The sequence below is a fragment of the Parapedomonas caeni genome, assembly GCF_041060555.1.
In the GTDB taxonomy this organism is placed as follows: Bacteria; Pseudomonadota; Alphaproteobacteria; order Sphingomonadales; family Sphingomonadaceae; genus CAUJIW01.
This window is the reverse complement of the sequence record NZ_JBEUDS010000026.1, coordinates 1-15,064: the sequence shown is the minus strand read 5'-3', so window position 1 is coordinate 15,064 and position 15,064 is coordinate 1. Positions and strand designations below refer to the sequence as shown.

Below are 15,064 nucleotides of genomic sequence, written 5' to 3'. Positions count from 1 at the left end.
CTGCGGCACAGCAGACGCGGCTGATCGCTGTCACGCGATCACCGCCTCGATGAGCACCGGCCCGCGCGTGGCCATCGCCGTGCGCAGGGCCGCCACCAGTTCCTCCGCCGTGGTGGCGCGGAACGCCTCGACGCCCATGCCCCTGGCCAGCGCCGTCCACTCCAGCGTCGGGTTGGTGAGGTCGAACAGCGGTGCGGCCTTCGGCCCCGGCGGGGCGCCGGTGCGCACCATCTCGACATTGAGGATGGCGTAGGCGCGGTTGGCGATGATCACCGTCACCACGTCGAGCTTCTCCCGCGCCATGGTCCACAGCGCCTGCAGCGTGTACATCGCGCCGCCATCGCCATGGACGCACACCACCTTGCGGTCGGGACAGGCCACGGCGGCGCCGGCGGCAACCGGCAGGCCCTGACCGATGGAGCCGCCGGTCAGGAACAGCCAGTCGTGCGGCGGGCAGCCGGCGGTGAGCGGATAGAGCGCCGCGCCGCCGGTCGCCGACTCGTCCGACACGATGGCGCCTTCCGGCAGGGTGGCGGCGATGGCCTGACCCAGCGTCTGGATGGTGAGCGCGCCGGTGGGTGCCTCCGGGCGCATCAGCGTCTTGCGCGGATCGCGCTCCAGCGCCGCCAGCCGGGGCGCGCCCAGCAGGTCGGCCAGCTGCTCCAGCGCCTCGGTCTCGTCCTCGCCTTCCGTCGCCAGGGTGACGCGGCCGACGCCCTCGGGATCGAGCTCGCTCGGCTTGCCGGGATAGGCGAAGAAGGAAACCGGCGGCTTGACGCCGACCAGCACCATCAGATCGGTGCCGATCAGCTGGGCCTGGGCCATTTCGCCAAAATAGATCAGCCGCTCGGCCTCGACGAGGCCGGCGCCGCGTTCCAGCCGGCCGGCGAAGGTGGGCATCACCACCCGCGCGCCGGTGACGGCGGCGACGCGGGCCGCCGCCTCCAGGCCGCGCCGGCGCAGGCCCCGGCCACCGACATAGAGCACCGGCTTGCTGGCGCCCCGCAACGCCTCGGCGGCGGCGCGCACCGCCGCCTCGCTGGCCGTGCGGGTCTGCGGCGGCAGCGCCGCCGTCACCTGACCCTGGGCATCGTTCCAGGCGATGTCGGCCGGCAGGATCAGGGTGGCGTTGCCGCGCGGGCCGTCCAGGCTGGCGGTCACGGCATCGGCGACGTCGGTCGCCAGCGCCTCGGGCCGGCTGGCGACGCGCACCCATTTGGAGACGGTTGCCGCCATGCCCTCGATATCGGAGGTCAGCGGCGCGTCGAGATGGCGATGATAGGTGGCATGGTCGCCGACGATGTTGACCACCGGCGAGCCGGCGCGGCGACCGTTGTGCAGGTTGGCCATGCCGTTGGCGAAGCCCGGGCCGAGATGCAGCAGCGTCACCGCCGGCTTGTCGGCCATGCGGCCATAGCCGTCGGCGGCGCCGGTCACCACGCCCTCGAACAGCCCGAGCACTGGCCGGATGCCCTCGACCCGATCCAGCGCCGAGACGAAATGCATCTCCGAGGTGCCGGGGTTGGCAAAGCAGACATCGACGCCGCTTGCCTTCAAGGTGCTCAAAACCAGATCGGCGCCGTTCATGCCTGCTCCCCTATTGATCGCGTGTTGCCCGCACAGTGGCGCGCCCCGGCGCGCTTGCCAAGGGGTTTGAGGCCGGCTCAGAACAGTGGACGCGGCGGCCGGCGGCGGTCAGTCCGCCCAGGCGGCGTCGTCGAGGTGCAGCTCCGGCCGGGGCTCGCCCGACCAGCTGTCGATCACCAGCCGCCCGGCGACATAGAGCGGCCGCCGGCCAGCGCCGGCGAAGGCCTGACCGAGCGGCGTGTCGGCATGACGGAAGGCCATCGCCTTGATCCGCGCGCCATCGCGCCCGGCGAGGATCAGGCGGACATGATCCTGCCCCACCACGTCGCACTTGACCACCGACACCGGCCCGACCGCCAGCTTGGGCGCTGGCCAGCCCTGGCCGTAGGGACCGGCCGCCGCCAGTTCCTCGCCCAGTTGCGCTGTCACGCCGCCCGGCGCCAGCGCCGCGTCGAGCTTGAGCGCCCGGCCGTCGGCGGCCCGCGCCACCGCCTCGCCGAGCCGGGTCGACAGAAAGTCGCGCAGTGCCTCCACCCGGTCGGCGGCGATGGTGAGCCCGGCGGCCATGGCGTGGCCGCCCCCGGCCACCAGCAGCCCCTCGTCCTTGGCCGCCAGCACCGCGGCGCCGAGATCGACGCCCGGCACCGAACGGCCCGAGCCCTTGCCGATGCCGCCCTCGGTGGCGATGACCACCGCCGGGCGACCGAAGCGTTCCTTCAGCCGGCCGGCGACAATGCCGATGACTCCGGGATGCCAGCCCTCGCCGACGGCCACCACCACCGGGTCGGCGGCGGGCGCCACCGCCAGCGCCTGCTCGGTGGTCAGCGCCTCCAGCGCCTTGCGTTCGCCGTTCAGCCGGTCGAGCTCTTCCGCCAGCGTGCGGGCCTCCAGCGGATCGCTGCTGATCAGCAGCCGGGTGCCGAGGTCGGAGCGACCGACCCGGCCGCCGGCATTGATGCGCGGCCCGAGCTGGAAGCCGAGGTCGCCGGCCTCCGGCGCCCGCTCCATGCGGGCAACGTCCCCCAGCGTCGCCAGGCCGAGATTGTCGCGCCGGGCCATCACCTTCAGCCCCTGGGCGACGAAGGCGCGGTTGATGCCGGTGAGCGGCGCCACGTCGGCCACCGTGCCCAGCGCCACCAGATCGAGCAGCGTCATCAGGTCCGGCGCGTCGCGGCCGCTGGCGTACCAGCCGCTGTCGCGCAGCAGCCGGTTGACCGCGATCGCCAGCAGGAAGGCGACGCCGACCGCCGCCATGTGGCCGAACTCGGGGCCGGCGTCGTCGTCGAGCCGGTTGGGGTTGACCAGCGCGTGACAGGCCGGCAGCTCCCAGCCGGCCTTGTGGTGATCCACCACCAGCACGTCGAGGCCGGCCTCGGCCGCCGCCGCCAGCGCCTCGAAGGCCTGGGTGCCGCAGTCGACCGTCACCACCACCTTGGCGCCGGCCTCGGCCAGCGCGCGCATCGCCGGCACCGACGGACCATAGCCCTCGGTCATGCGGTCGGGAATGTAGAAGCTGACGGTGGCGCCGACATGGCGCAGCAGCCGCCACAGCAGCGCCGTCGAGGTGGCGCCATCGACGTCGTAGTCGCCGAAAATGACGATGGCCTCGCCACCGCGGATCGCCGTCACCAGCCGTTCGGCGGCGCGGTCCATGTCCTTGAACAGCGACGGGTCGGGCAGCCAGTCGCGTAGCGTCGGCTTGAGCAGGCGCGCCGCCGTTTCCGGCGCGGCGCCCCGGCCGGCCATCACCAGGCCGACGGCGTCCGACAGCCCGTGGGCCTGGGCGATGGCGGCCCCCGCACCGGGGACCGCCCGCCAGCGCCAGGGCTGGCCGAGGATGGAGTGATCAACGCCGAAGACGGACGCCCCGGCGTGCATCATCAGAGCTTCTTCCGGCGGTGCTCGCCAAACACATAGCGCACGGTGCCCGAAGAGGCGCGCATCACCAGCGATTCCGTGGTGAACCAGCCGCCCGGCTTGCGCTTGACGCCTTCCAGCAGCGCGCCGTCGGTGACGCCGGTCGCCGCGAAGATCACGTCGCCGGAGGCCAGCTCGGTCAGGCTGTACTTGCGGTTGAGATCGGTGATTCCGACCTTGCGGGCCCGCGCCTTCTCGTCCTCGTTACGGAACAGCAACCGGCCCTGGATCTGGCCGCCGATGCAGCGCAGCGCGGCCGCCGCCAGCACGCCTTCCGGCGCGCCGCCCGAACCCATGTACATGTCGATGCCGGTCTCTTCCGGGTCGGTGACGGCGATGACGCCGGCAACGTCGCAGTCCGGGATCAGCTTGATGCCGCAACCGACCGCGCGCAGCTCCTTGATCAGCGCCTCGTGGCGCGGACGGTCGAGCACGCAGACCATCACGTCGTCGACGTCGACGCCCTTGGCCTCGGCGAAGTTCTTGACGTTCTGGGCCGGCCCGAAGTCGAGATCGACCAGACCCTCGGCGAAGCCCGGGCCGATGGCCAGCTTGTCCATGTAGACGTCGGGCGCGTAGAGCAGGTGACCGGCCTCGGCGATCGCCAGCACGGCCATGGCGTTGGCGCCGGCCTTGGCGGTGATGGTGGTACCTTCCAGCGGATCGAGCGCGATGTCGATCTTGGGTCCGCCCGAGCCGACCTTCTCGCCGATATAGAGCATCGGCGCCTCGTCGCGCTCGCCCTCGCCGATGACGACGGTGCCATCGAACGGCAGGCGGTTGAGTTGCTCGCGCATGGCCTCGACGGCGGCGGCGTCGGCTTCCTTCTCGTCACCCCGGCCGGCCAGGCGGGCGGCGGCGATCGCCGCGGCCTCGGTGACGCGCACCATTTCCAGCACCCAGACGCGATCCAGTACCTCGGAGGGTTTTTGTGTCATGTGTCTGCCCTTACAGATCAAGAATGTGCATCATCACCGGCGGCGTCGTCACGCTGTCCAGCGCGGCGAGGCGGTCCAGTGCATCGGTTACGGCCCGTTGCGGCCCGGCGTGCGTGGTCAGCACGAAATACACCGCGCCATCGGGCGCGCCCCCGCGCTGGATCACGCTTTCCACCGAGACCTCATAGTCACGCAGCACCGCCGTCACGTCGGCGAGCACGCCGGGGCGATCCACGACGGTCAGCCGGATGTAATAGCGGCCGACATGCTGGGCCGGGTCGGCCGGCGGCGCGTCGGTCAGGCTGGCGGCAGGCATCGCGAACGGCGCGCCCCACTCGCCACGCGCCACGTCCACCAGATCGGCGACCACGGCCGAGGCGGTCGGCCCCTCGCCGGCACCGCGGCCCTGGAACAGCAGGCGGCCGACGTAATTGCCTTCCGCCACCACGGCGTTGAGCGAGCTGGTCACGTGCGCCAGCGGATGGTTGAGCGGCACCAGGCACGGGTGGACCCGCTGAAACAGGCCGCCGGCTTCCATCTTGGCCAGCCCGATCAGGCGGATGCGGTAGCCCAGCGCCCGGGCATAGTCGATGTCGGTGGGCGAGACGTTGCGGATGCCGGCAATCGACACCGCCGGGAAATTGAGCCGGGTGCCGAACGCCAGTGCCGAGAGGATCGACAGCTTGTGGGCGGCGTCGATGCCGTCGATGTCGAAAGTGGGGTCCGCCTCGGCGTAGCCCAGCGCCTGGGCCTCCGCCAGCACCTCGGCGAACGGCTTGCCGTCCTGCTCCATCGCCGAGAGAATGAAGTTGCAGGTGCCGTTGAGGATGCCATAGACCGCGTCCACCCGGTTGGCGGCCAGGCCCTCGCGCAGCCCCTTGATCACCGGGATGCCGCCAGCCACCGCCGCCTCGAACTTGAGCGCCGAGCCCGACTTCTCGGCCAGCGCCGACAGATCAAGCCCGTGGTGGGCCAGCATCGCCTTGTTGGCGGTGACCAGCCCCTTGCCGGCATTGAAGGTCGCCCGCGCCGTCGCCAGCGCCGGGCCGTCGGAACCGCCGATCAGCTCCACCACCGCATCGACGTCGTCGCGTGCGGCGAGATCGGGGGCGTTGTCCTCCCAGGCGAAGCGGCCAAGGTCGATGCCACGATCACGCGAGCGGTCCCGCGCCGACACCGCCGTGATGACGATCGGCCGGCTGGCCCGGCGCTGCACCAGTTCGGCATTCTCGTCCAGCAGCTTGACGACGCCGGCACCCACGGTGCCAAGACCCGCCAGACCAACGCGCAGTGGTTTTTCAGACATGTTCATTCCATCTCTCAAGCGGATGGTCCTAGCGGCTTGAGATGCTTTTGGCTAGCGGCCAGTCGAACAACCGGGCGGCCGCGACAACCCCGCGGCGGGAGGCGCCGCCGGCCGGCCGCGGGGTACGCGGGCCGGCCGAACGGCGGATCGGGCTGAACCGGACTACTCGGCGGCCGAGCGGGCGCCGGCGGAATTGATGCCCAGCGACTGGAAGTAGCGCTTGATGTTGCGGGCGGCCTGACGCAGGCGCTGCTCGTTCTCGACCAGCGCGATCCGGACATAGCCTTCGCCCATCTCGCCGAAGCCGGCGCCGGGCGCCACCGCCACCTGGGCGTTGACCAGCAGCTGCTTGGCGAACTCCATCGACCCCATTTCCCGGAAGGCCGGGGGGATCGGCGCCCACGCGAACATCGAGGCGGCCGGCGGCGGGATGTCCCAGCCGGCGCGGCCGAAGCTGTCCACCAGCACGTCGCGGCGGGCCTTGTAGAGCTTGCGGGCCTCCTCGATGCAGTCCTGCGGGCCGTTGAGCGCCGCCACCGCCGCCGCCTGGATCGGCGTGAAGGCGCCGTAGTCGAGGTAGGACTTCACCCGCGTCAGCGCGCCGATCAGCTGCTTGTTGCCGACCGCGAAGCCGACGCGCCAGCCGGCCATCGAATAGGTCTTGGACATCGAGGTGAACTCGACCGCGATGTCCCTGGCGCCGGGAATCTGCAGGATCGACGGCGACGGCTTGTCGTCGTCGAAGTAGATCTCGGCATAGGCCAGGTCGGAGAGCACCCAGATTTCGTGCTTGCGGCAGAAATCCACCACCTGGGCGTAGAAGTCGAGGTCGACCACCTCCGCCGTCGGGTTGGACGGATAGCCGATCACCAGCGCGGTGGGCTTGGGCACGCTGTAGTGCACGGCGCGCTCCAGACTCGCCATGAAGTCCGGCCCCGGCTTGGCCGGCACATGGCGGATGGCGGCGCCGGCGATGATGAAGCCGAAGGTGTGGATCGGGTAGCTGGGGTTGGGCGCCAGGATGACGTCGCCCGGCGCGGTGATCGCCTGGGCGAGGTTGGCCAGGCCCTCCTTCGAGCCCAGCGTGACGATGACCTCGGACTCCGGGTCGAGCTCGACGCCGAACCGGCGCTCGTAATAGGCCGCCTGGGCCTTGCGCAGGCCCTTGAGACCCTTGGAGGCCGAATAGCCGTGCGCGTCCGGCTTGCGCGCCACTTCCGCGAGCTTTTCAATCACATGCGCGGGTGGCGGGCTGTCCGGATTGCCCATGCCGAGATCGATGATGTCTTCCCCGCGAGCTCGGGCGGCTGCCTTCATCGCGTTCACTTCAGCGAACACGTAGGGAGGCAGGCGCTTCACGCGGTAGAAATCATCGTTCATCGTTTGAACCTTCTGGTTTGAACCTTTTGCGAACTATCGGGTTTGTGCCTTCCCCCCGGCCGGAGATGTCGGCTAGGCTGGCGGCAACGGCCTTATAGTCCCTGCCCCCGTTGAAGGCGAGCGCGAAACGCCGCGCCGGGGCGGTGGCGGGACAGGCAGCCGGATGCGTCGGCGGACGCATGATGGGAGACGCGGAGGGGACATGACGACGACGCAAACCCTGCCACCGGGCGATGACGGCACGGACACCGACCTGCACGCCCGGTTCCAGCAATGGACCCGCCTCACCGGCCGCGCCCAGCAGCTCATCGCCGAGTTCTGGCTGAAGAACGCGAAGGCCAGCAGCGACCTGCCCGCCGACCCGCTCGGCCTGCTGCCAACCTGGACGCAGTTGACGACCAACCTGATGAAAAATCCCGACAAGCTGGCCGAGGCACAGGCCCAGTTCTGGCAGAACAGTGTCCAGCTCTGGCAGGCCTTCGCCACCTCCCTGCGCGGCGACGAGGCGGCCCCGGTCGTGGCCAGTCGCCCCGGCGACAAGCGCTTCTCCGCCAAGGAGTGGCAGGAACACGCGGTGTTCGACTTCATCCGCCAGAGTTACTTGCTGGCGGCCAATTTCCTGTTCGAGACGGTGGCCAGCGTCGAGGGCCTGGACGCCAGGACCAAGGCGAAGGCCGAGTTCTACACCCGCCAGTTCATCGACGCGATGGCGCCGACCAACTTCCTGCTGACCAACCCGCAGGCCTTGAAGGTGACGGTGGAGGAGCAGGGCAAGAACCTCATCCGTGGTCTGGAAAATCTGCTGCAAGACATTGAGCAGGGCCGGATTTCCATGACGGACGAGAAAGCCTTCTCGGTTGGCGGCAACGTTGCCGTCACGCCGGGCAAGGTGGTGTTCGAGAACCGCATCTTCCAGCTCATCCAGTACAGCCCGACCACCGAGACGACCTACGAGACACCGCTGCTGATCTGCCCGCCATGGATCAACAAGTTCTACATCCTTGACCTCGGGCCGGAGAAGAGCTTCGTCAAATGGGCGCTCGACCAGGGGCTGACGGTCTTCATGGTGTCGTGGATCAACCCCGACTCCAGTTACCGCGACACCAGCTTCGAGGACTACATGCTCGACGGCGAGGTCAAGGCGCTGGAAGTCGTCGCCGAGATCTGCAACGTCAAATCCATCAACGTCATCGGCTATTGCTCGGCCGGCACGCTGCTGTCGGCGACGCTGGCCCACCTGCACGCCAAGCGACGTCAGAAACTGGTCAAGACCGCCACCTTCTTCACAGCCCAGGTCGACTTCACCGAGGCCGGCGACCTGTGCGTGTTCGTCGACGAGGGCCAGCTTGAACTGGTGGACCGGCTGTCGGCCAACACCGGCTTCCTCGATAGCAGCTACATGGCGACGACGTTCAACCTGCTGCGCTCGAACGACCTGATCTGGTCCTACGTCGTCAACAACTACCTGCTGGGCCGCGATCCCTTCCCCTTCGACCTGCTGTACTGGAATTCAGACTCCACACGCATGTCGCGCGCCATGCATCTGTTCTATCTGGAAAAACTATATCACCAGAATCTGCTGGCCCAGCCTGGCGGCATCACCCTGGGCGACACGCCGATCGATCTCACCAAGGTCAGGACGCCGACCTACATCCAGGCCGGGCGCGAGGACCACATCGCCCCGCCCCGCTCGGTGTACAAAATGACCCGGCTGTTCTCCGGCCCGATGCGTTTCATGCTGGCGGGCTCCGGCCATATCGCCGGCGTCGTCAATCCCCCGGCAGCGCGCAAGTACCAGCACTGGACCAACGACCAGCTGCCGGAGACGCTGGACGAGTTCATCGCCGGCGCCACCGAGCATCCGGGCTCCTGGTGGCCGGACTGGATCGGCTGGCTGGCGCCACAGTCCGGCAAGCAGGTGCCGGCGCGCCAGCCGGGCGGTCATCCCGGGTACCCACCGATCGAGGACGCGCCGGGCAGCTACGTCAAGGCGAAGTAGGGGGACCCGTGATGTCGCGCACACACACACTGGCCATCGCGATCGCCCTGACCACCTTCGCCGCGGCGTCGACGCCGCCCGCGCGTGCCGCCGCCAGCGCGGTCACCGCGTCGGGCTTCCTGTCCACCCACGAGGTCGTGGTGCCGGATACGCCACTGGCCGCCTATGAGGCCTTTATCCGGATCGGTGACTGGTGGTCGCCGGCGCACACCTATTCCGGCAATGCCCGCGCCCTGACACTGGCGCCGCACGCCGGCGGCTGCTTCTGCGAGCATTGGGGGAACAACAGCGTCGAGCATGCCCGCGTCATCCAGGCCATTGCCGGTGACACCCTGCGCCTGAGCGGTGGCATTGGCCCGTTGCAGTCCTTGTCCGTGCAAGGGGTACTCACCGTGACGTTCCGGCGGATGGAAAATGGCCAGACGCGCGTCAGCCTCTCCTATCGGGTTGCCGGCCCGGCGGACGCGATGCTGGAAGCGCTTGCCAGCCCGGTCGACCAGGTGTTGGGGGAACAGTTGTCCGGCTTCGCCGCCGCCCGAACGAAACGCGCGGACGTTCAACCCTGAATCGTTGCCGAGTCCTTCCACGATCCTAACTTGCCGCGCCGTCCGACCGGGCGATTCGGACCACCAGTGCGGCCGCGGCAAGGGTCGAATGTCACCGCAAAACAAGACCATTTCCATCCACTCTTGATGGCACACCGCAACACAAGGTAGAATTGAGAAGTTTCAAAGTGTCATCATGAGGGCGCAGCAATGGACTTCCAGGTCGAGCGATCCCTCAGCCCGCGCCAGTTGCTACGGTCATTCCTCGGCGGGATCAGGGACTACAGCCTGATCTCCCTCGATCCCGACGGTCGTATCGACGGCTGGCCGGCCAATGCCGCCGACCTGTTCGGCTACGCCTCGCCGGATATCATCGGCCAGCACTTCTCCACCCTGTTCCCCGAGGAACTCTGGCACGACGGGCAGCCGCTGCTGGAGTTGCAGACGGCACAATCAGACGGTCACTTCGAAGCGGTGGAAACCCAGGCCCGCAAGGACGGCTCCTGCTTCTGGGCGCATGTGATCACGGTACCCATGGGGCGTCGGCAAGGCTTCGGCCGCATGGTCCGGGACATTTCCGACAAGGTCGCGGCCGGAGACACTTTGCGGATGAGCGAGGCCCACATGCGCGGCCTCATCAGCACCATCCTCGACGTCGTCGTCGATGGCGTGGTGACCATCAACCGCCGCGGCGAAATCCAGTTCTTCAACCAGTCCGCCCAGCGCATGTTCGGCTACACCCCCGAGGAGGTGATCGGCCGCAACGTCTCGATGCTGATGCCCGACCCGTTCCGCAGCGAACACGACCAGTATCTGCGCAACTACCACGACACCCGCGACGCCAAGATCATCGGCATCGGCCGCGAGGTGAAGGGCCAGCGCAAGGACGGCACGGTGTTTCCCGTCGAACTGGCGGTCGGCGAGGTGCCGCTGGGGGAAACCCATGCCTTCGTCGGCACCCTGCGCGATAGCACCGAGCGCCACGAGGCGGAACAGGCGCGCGAGCAGCTGCGTCAGGCCCAGAAGATGGAGGCGATCGGCCAGCTCACCGGTGGCATCGCGCACGACTTCAACAACCTGCTGTCGGTCATCGTCGGCCACCTCGACCTGTTGCATGACATCACCGAGGGCGAGGAACAGCTGCGCCGGCACCTGGCGCCCTGCCTGACCGCCGCGCTGCGCGGCTCGGAGCTGACGCAGCGACTGCTGGCCTTCGGCCGCCGCCAGACCCTCCAGCCCCGGCTGGTGAACGTGAACACGCTGATCAGCGCCTTCGTCAACCTGCTGCACCGCACGCTGGGCGAGCGGATCGAGATCATCACCGCCCTGTCCCCCTCTCTATGGGAAACCCATGTCGACGCCGGCCAGCTGGAAAACGCCATCCTTAACCTGGCCGTCAACGCGCGTGATGCCATGCCGGCGGGCGGCAAGCTCATCATCGAAACCGCCAATGTGACGCTGGACGACAGTTACACTGTTGCCAATGCCGAGGTCATGAGCGGCGACTACGTGATGATCGCGGTGTCGGATACCGGCTGCGGCATGAGCAGTGAGGTGACAAACCGCGTGTTCGAACCCTTCTTCACCACCAAGGCCGTCGGACGGGGCTCGGGGCTGGGCTTGAGCATGGTCTACGGCTTCGTCAAGCAGAGCGAGGGGCACATCAAGCTCTACAGCGAGGTCGGGCGTGGCACGAGCATCAAGATCTACCTGCCGCGCACCACCAGTGCCCGGAAACCGGGCCCGGAGGCCGGCGACACCACCAAAGAAGCCCTCGCCGCGCCACGGGCCGCCCGGCTCGTGCTGGTGGTCGAGGACGACCAGGATGTACTCAAGCTCACCGCCGCCATGGTCGAGAGCCTGGGTTACGACGTCATCACCGCCGAGACCGGCGACACCGCCCTTCCCCTGATCGAAGCGCACCACGACATCGCGCTGCTGCTCACCGACGTCATGCTGCCCGGCAGCCTGCACGGACCGTCGCTGGCCGAGCGCGCCCAGGCCCTGCGCCCAGGCCTGCCGGTGCTGTTCGTCTCCGGCTATGCCGAGAACGCGATCATTGAAAGCGGCGTGCTGGCACCCGGCGTCAACCTGCTGTCCAAACCGTTCCGCAAGAGCGACCTCCAACGGATGCTAAAGGCGATCATGCTGTGAGTGCGTCGCCCAGGCGACGCGCATCAACGCACCCCCCGATCAACCCTGCTCATTCGACGCCGCATGGCGGGCCAGGGCGGCAACGAACTCATCGAGATAGACGATGCTGGTCTCGATCACGCCGCGCGGCCGCAGGTGGTAACGGGCGAGATCACGCCGTTCGCTGCGCAGGACATAGAGGGCTTCCTCATGCGCCCACGAAAACCGCTCCAGCAGGTCCAGCCACTGACGTTCCATCACGGTCTCCTGCGCGCCATGGCCTGACGGGGAGTCGCGCAACGCCGCCAGACGGCCGGCGCGTGGAAACGGCACGACCGTGGAAACGGCGTCCGGCGGGCGGACGACGGGATTGAGATGCCGGTACCGCCGGCGGCCCTGCGCCAGGCAGGCGGACAGGCGTTCGATACCGTCATGATCGGCCTCAACGGCCGGCAGATGCACTGAGCGGGGCATCGCTGTTCTCCCTGGTGTCGTACCCTTGGCCGGGGAGACAGCAGGGATCATGCCAAGTCGAGCGGATCAGGATTGCCGCGGATTGGTTCGCACCATCAACAAAACGCCCTGTCCCGAATCAGGACAGGGCGTTCCCTGCGGGGATGCCGCGCGTCTCTTGCCGGGACAGCTCGTGACGGAACGAACCAGTCTGCCGCCTTCCCCGGCGATCAGCGGGTCAACCGCTTGTAGGTGATGCGATGCGGCCGGGTCGCCTCGTCGCCGAAGCGGCGCACGCGGTCTTCCTCATAGGCCTGGAAGTTGCCCTCGAACCACTCGACATGGCTGTCGCCCTCGAAGGCCAGGATGTGGGTGGCCAGGCGGTCGAGGAAGAAGCGGTCGTGGCTGATGACCACGGCACAGCCGGCGAAGCTCTCCAGCGCCTCTTCCAGCGCGCGCAGCGTCTCGACGTCGAGGTCGTTGGTCGGCTCGTCGAGCAGCAGCACGTTACCGCCCTTGGCCAGCATCTTGGCCATGTGCACGCGGTTGCGCTCACCGCCGGAGAGCAGGCCGACCTTCTTCTGCTGGTCAGCACCCTTGAAGTTGAAGGCGCCGACATAGGCACGCGTCGGGAACGGATGCTTGCCGAAATAGAACATGTCGTTGCCGCCGGAAATCTCTTCCCACACGTTCTTGTTGGGGTCGAGCGCGTCGCGGCTCTGGTCGACATAGCCCAGCCGCACCGTCTCACCGATACGGATAGTGCCGGTGTCCGGCTTCTCCTGTCCGGTGATCATCTTGAACAGCGTCGTCTTGCCGGCGCCGTTGGGACCGATGACGCCAACGATGCCGCCCGGCGGCAGGCTGAACGTCAGATCGTCGATCAGCAGCCGGTCGCCGAACGATTTGGAGACGTTCTTGACCTCGATCACCGTGTCACCCAGGCGCTCCGGCGTCTGGATGAGAATCTGGGCAGCCCCCGGCGCGCGCTCGGCCTGGGCCTTCACCAGCTCGTCGAACGCCTTGATGCGCGCCTTGGATTTGGCCTGGCGCGCCTTGGCGTTGGAGCGGATCCACTCCAGCTCGTCGGCGATCGCCTTCTGCTTGGCCTCCTCGGTGGACTCTTCCTGCTTGAGCCGCTTCTGCTTGCCTTCCAGCCACTTGGAATAGTTGCCCTCGAACGGCAGGCCGCGGCCACGGTCGAGTTCCAGCACCCAGGTCACCACGTTGTCGAGGAAGTAGCGATCGTGGGTGACCAGGATGACGGTACCCTTATAGTCCTGCAGGTGCTTTTCCAGCCACGCCACCGACTCCGCGTCGAGGTGGTTGGTCGGTTCGTCGAGCAGCAGGATGTCCGGCTTCTCCAGCAGCAGCCGGCACAGCGCCACCCGGCGCCGTTCGCCGCCCGACAGCTTGGTGACGTCGGCGTCGCTGGGCGGGCAGCGCAGCGCGTCCATGGCGATCTCGATCTGGTTGTCGAGCGTCCACAGATCCTTGGCGTCGATGATGTCCTGCAGCCGGCCGATCTCGTCGATATTCTCGTCGGAATAGTCGGCCATCAGCTCGTTGTAGCGGGCCAGCGTGTCGCGATCCTCGGCGACGCCGTCCATCACGTTGCCCTTGACGTCCTTTTCGGGATCGAGATGCGGCTCCTGCGACAGGTAGCCGACCCTGACGCCCTCGGCGGCCCAGGCCTCGCCGGTGAACTCGGTGTCGATGCCGGCCATGATCTTCATCAGCGTCGACTTACCGGCGCCGTTGACGCCGATGATGGCGATCTTGGCGCCCGGCAGGAAGGACAGCGTGATGTTCTTCAAGACCTCCTTGCCGCCCGGATAGGCCTTGGAGAGGTTCTTCATCACATAGGTATACTGGTAGCTCATACGCCTGCCCGATCATCCGGTCGTTGGAAAGTTGTGCCGGGCATAGCCGAGGGGGCGCCACTTCACAACCGCCGCCATGCGGCCGGGCGCGACAAATGGCCCATGGCCAGGGCCGCCAGCCTGGTTTAGGCTGTCCCCATGCTGAAACCTCATCAGGAACCGTTGCTGCGCTTTCTCGCCAGGCATGTGCTGGGCGGCATCGTCGTCGGCTGGGTGCTGCTCGGGCTCCTGCTGTGGAGCGATGCCGGCGGCCTCGGCACACTGGTGATGAATGGCGGCGCCATTCCGTTGGTGATGCTGATCGTGATGTTCGCCATCACCTTCGGCAGCGCCCAAGCCGGCATCGGCGTCATGCTGGGCCTGAAGGAGCGCGACGGCGAACCGCCGGCCCGGCGCCAGCGCATCGAACCCGCCGCCCCCGCCATTCCCGTCCCGGCGTCCGCCCGCGCACGCGGCCGGCAGGCCTGAACACCCGCCCCAGGCTCAGCGCGCCAGCCAGGCGTGCCAGGGCGCGGCACGTGGCCGGTCAACCGGCGCCACCGGCGGATCGACCGGGTAGCCACACTGCGCGAGCGGCAAGCCGAGGCGCGCGGCGAGACTCAGGTTGCTCTGCCAGAACTGCTGGGCGATCCAGGCGACGGTCTCGGGGCCGAGCAGTTGCGCGGCAGAGGGAGGGCGCCCCATGCGGCTGAGTTCTTCCAGCAGCTTGCCTCGCGCACCATACCAGCCCGGAATGTGAATGACGCACCGCTTGTCCTGCACGGTACGGCTGGTGAAGTGGTTCAGCAGTCGTGCCGTTAGCGTCCGCGCTCGTGGTGTAATTTCCGGTGTAGGCGATGGTGTATTCCGGGGTGGGGCATGCCCCACCCCGGAATGCGGCGTCGCTGGTGGCCACCGGGTTCATCGTTATGGTGGAGTTTGCA

General features: G+C 68.1%; 12 protein-coding genes. 4 read left to right on the top strand and 8 right to left on the bottom strand.

What is annotated here, in order from left to right:
• Positions 1 to 30: 30 nt before the first annotated feature.
• The 5 genes from ABU113_RS14460 to ABU113_RS14440 all read right to left on the bottom strand — a co-directional run bounded on the left by ABU113_RS14460 (position 31) and on the right by ABU113_RS14440 (position 7,128).
• Entirely contained in the window at positions 31 to 1,587 is a 1,557-nt protein-coding gene (locus tag ABU113_RS14460) for an acetolactate synthase large subunit (RefSeq protein WP_454560208.1), read from the bottom strand.
• A gap of 108 nt (positions 1,588 to 1,695) precedes the next feature.
• A complete protein-coding gene (recJ, locus tag ABU113_RS14455; RefSeq protein WP_454560207.1) occupies positions 1,696 to 3,468 on the bottom strand; it encodes a single-stranded-DNA-specific exonuclease RecJ in 1,773 nt (590 codons plus the stop codon).
• A complete protein-coding gene (gene glpX, locus ABU113_RS14450; RefSeq protein WP_454560206.1) occupies positions 3,468 to 4,442 on the bottom strand; it encodes a class II fructose-bisphosphatase in 975 nt (324 codons plus the stop codon). Before glpX ends, recJ begins: the two co-directional genes overlap by 1 nt.
• A gap of 10 nt (positions 4,443 to 4,452) precedes the next feature.
• A complete protein-coding gene (locus ABU113_RS14445) occupies positions 4,453 to 5,748 on the bottom strand; it encodes a homoserine dehydrogenase (RefSeq protein WP_454560205.1) in 1,296 nt (431 codons plus the stop codon).
• A gap of 162 nt (positions 5,749 to 5,910) precedes the next feature.
• Positions 5,911 to 7,128, bottom strand: a complete 1,218-nt coding sequence (locus ABU113_RS14440) for an LL-diaminopimelate aminotransferase (protein ID WP_454560204.1) — start codon at positions 7,126 to 7,128, stop codon at positions 5,911 to 5,913.
• 202 nt (positions 7,129 to 7,330) lie between these two features.
• Between ABU113_RS14440 and ABU113_RS14435 the strand changes: the two genes are divergently transcribed.
• From ABU113_RS14435 to ABU113_RS14425, 3 genes are all read left to right on the top strand, one after another.
• Positions 7,331 to 9,127 (top strand): PHA/PHB synthase family protein, encoded by a 1,797-nt coding sequence (locus ABU113_RS14435; protein WP_454560203.1) that lies wholly within the window; start codon positions 7,331 to 7,333, stop codon positions 9,125 to 9,127.
• Between the two features lie 11 nt (positions 9,128 to 9,138).
• Positions 9,139 to 9,693: an ATPase gene (locus tag ABU113_RS14430; RefSeq protein ID WP_454560202.1), complete on the top strand. Its 555-nt coding sequence runs from the start codon at positions 9,139 to 9,141 to the stop codon at positions 9,691 to 9,693.
• Between the two features lie 189 nt (positions 9,694 to 9,882).
• Positions 9,883 to 11,826, top strand: a complete 1,944-nt coding sequence (locus ABU113_RS14425) for a PAS domain S-box protein (RefSeq protein WP_454560201.1) — start codon at positions 9,883 to 9,885, stop codon at positions 11,824 to 11,826.
• A gap of 39 nt (positions 11,827 to 11,865) precedes the next feature.
• Here the strand turns inward: ABU113_RS14425 and ABU113_RS14420 are convergent, their stop codons facing one another.
• Entirely contained in the window at positions 11,866 to 12,279 is a 414-nt protein-coding gene (locus tag ABU113_RS14420) for a hypothetical protein (RefSeq protein ID WP_454560200.1), read from the bottom strand.
• A 209-nt stretch (positions 12,280 to 12,488) separates the two neighbouring features.
• Positions 12,489 to 14,141 (bottom strand): energy-dependent translational throttle protein EttA, encoded by a 1,653-nt coding sequence (gene ettA / locus ABU113_RS14415; protein WP_454560199.1) that lies wholly within the window; start codon positions 14,139 to 14,141, stop codon positions 12,489 to 12,491.
• 138 nt (positions 14,142 to 14,279) lie between these two features.
• Between ettA and ABU113_RS14410 the strand changes: the two genes are divergently transcribed.
• Positions 14,280 to 14,609 carry a hypothetical protein gene (locus ABU113_RS14410; RefSeq protein ID WP_454560198.1) on the top strand — a complete coding sequence of 110 codons (330 nt, stop codon included), beginning with the start codon at positions 14,280 to 14,282 and terminating at the stop codon, positions 14,607 to 14,609.
• A 15-nt stretch (positions 14,610 to 14,624) separates the two neighbouring features.
• Here ABU113_RS14410 and ABU113_RS14405 read toward each other — a convergent pair whose 3' ends face one another.
• Positions 14,625 to 14,903, bottom strand: a complete 279-nt coding sequence (locus tag ABU113_RS14405) for a hypothetical protein (RefSeq protein WP_454560197.1) — start codon at positions 14,901 to 14,903, stop codon at positions 14,625 to 14,627.
• Positions 14,904 to 15,064 lie beyond the last annotated feature (161 nt).

Excerpts from the sequence above, each read along its gene's own strand:
- ABU113_RS14460 (WP_454560208.1), bottom strand. The coding sequence starts at position 1,587 with ATGAACGGCGCCGATCTGGTTTTGAGCACCTTGAAGGCAAGCGGCGTC.
- ABU113_RS14425 (WP_454560201.1), top strand. The coding sequence starts at position 9,883 with ATGGACTTCCAGGTCGAGCGATCCCTCAGCCCGCGCCAGTTGCTACGG.
- ABU113_RS14440 (WP_454560204.1), bottom strand. The coding sequence starts at position 7,128 with ATGAACGATGATTTCTACCGCGTGAAGCGCCTGCCTCCCTACGTGTTC.
- recJ (WP_454560207.1), bottom strand. The coding sequence starts at position 3,468 with ATGATGCACGCCGGGGCGTCCGTCTTCGGCGTTGATCACTCCATCCTC.
- glpX (WP_454560206.1), bottom strand. The coding sequence starts at position 4,442 with ATGACACAAAAACCCTCCGAGGTACTGGATCGCGTCTGGGTGCTGGAA.
- ettA (WP_454560199.1), bottom strand. The coding sequence starts at position 14,141 with ATGAGCTACCAGTATACCTATGTGATGAAGAACCTCTCCAAGGCCTAT.
- ABU113_RS14410 (WP_454560198.1), top strand. The coding sequence starts at position 14,280 with ATGCTGAAACCTCATCAGGAACCGTTGCTGCGCTTTCTCGCCAGGCAT.
- ABU113_RS14420 (WP_454560200.1), bottom strand. The coding sequence starts at position 12,279 with ATGCCCCGCTCAGTGCATCTGCCGGCCGTTGAGGCCGATCATGACGGT.
- ABU113_RS14430 (WP_454560202.1), top strand. The coding sequence starts at position 9,139 with ATGTCGCGCACACACACACTGGCCATCGCGATCGCCCTGACCACCTTC.
- ABU113_RS14435 (WP_454560203.1), top strand. The coding sequence starts at position 7,331 with ATGACGACGACGCAAACCCTGCCACCGGGCGATGACGGCACGGACACC.
- ABU113_RS14445 (WP_454560205.1), bottom strand. The coding sequence starts at position 5,748 with ATGTCTGAAAAACCACTGCGCGTTGGTCTGGCGGGTCTTGGCACCGTG.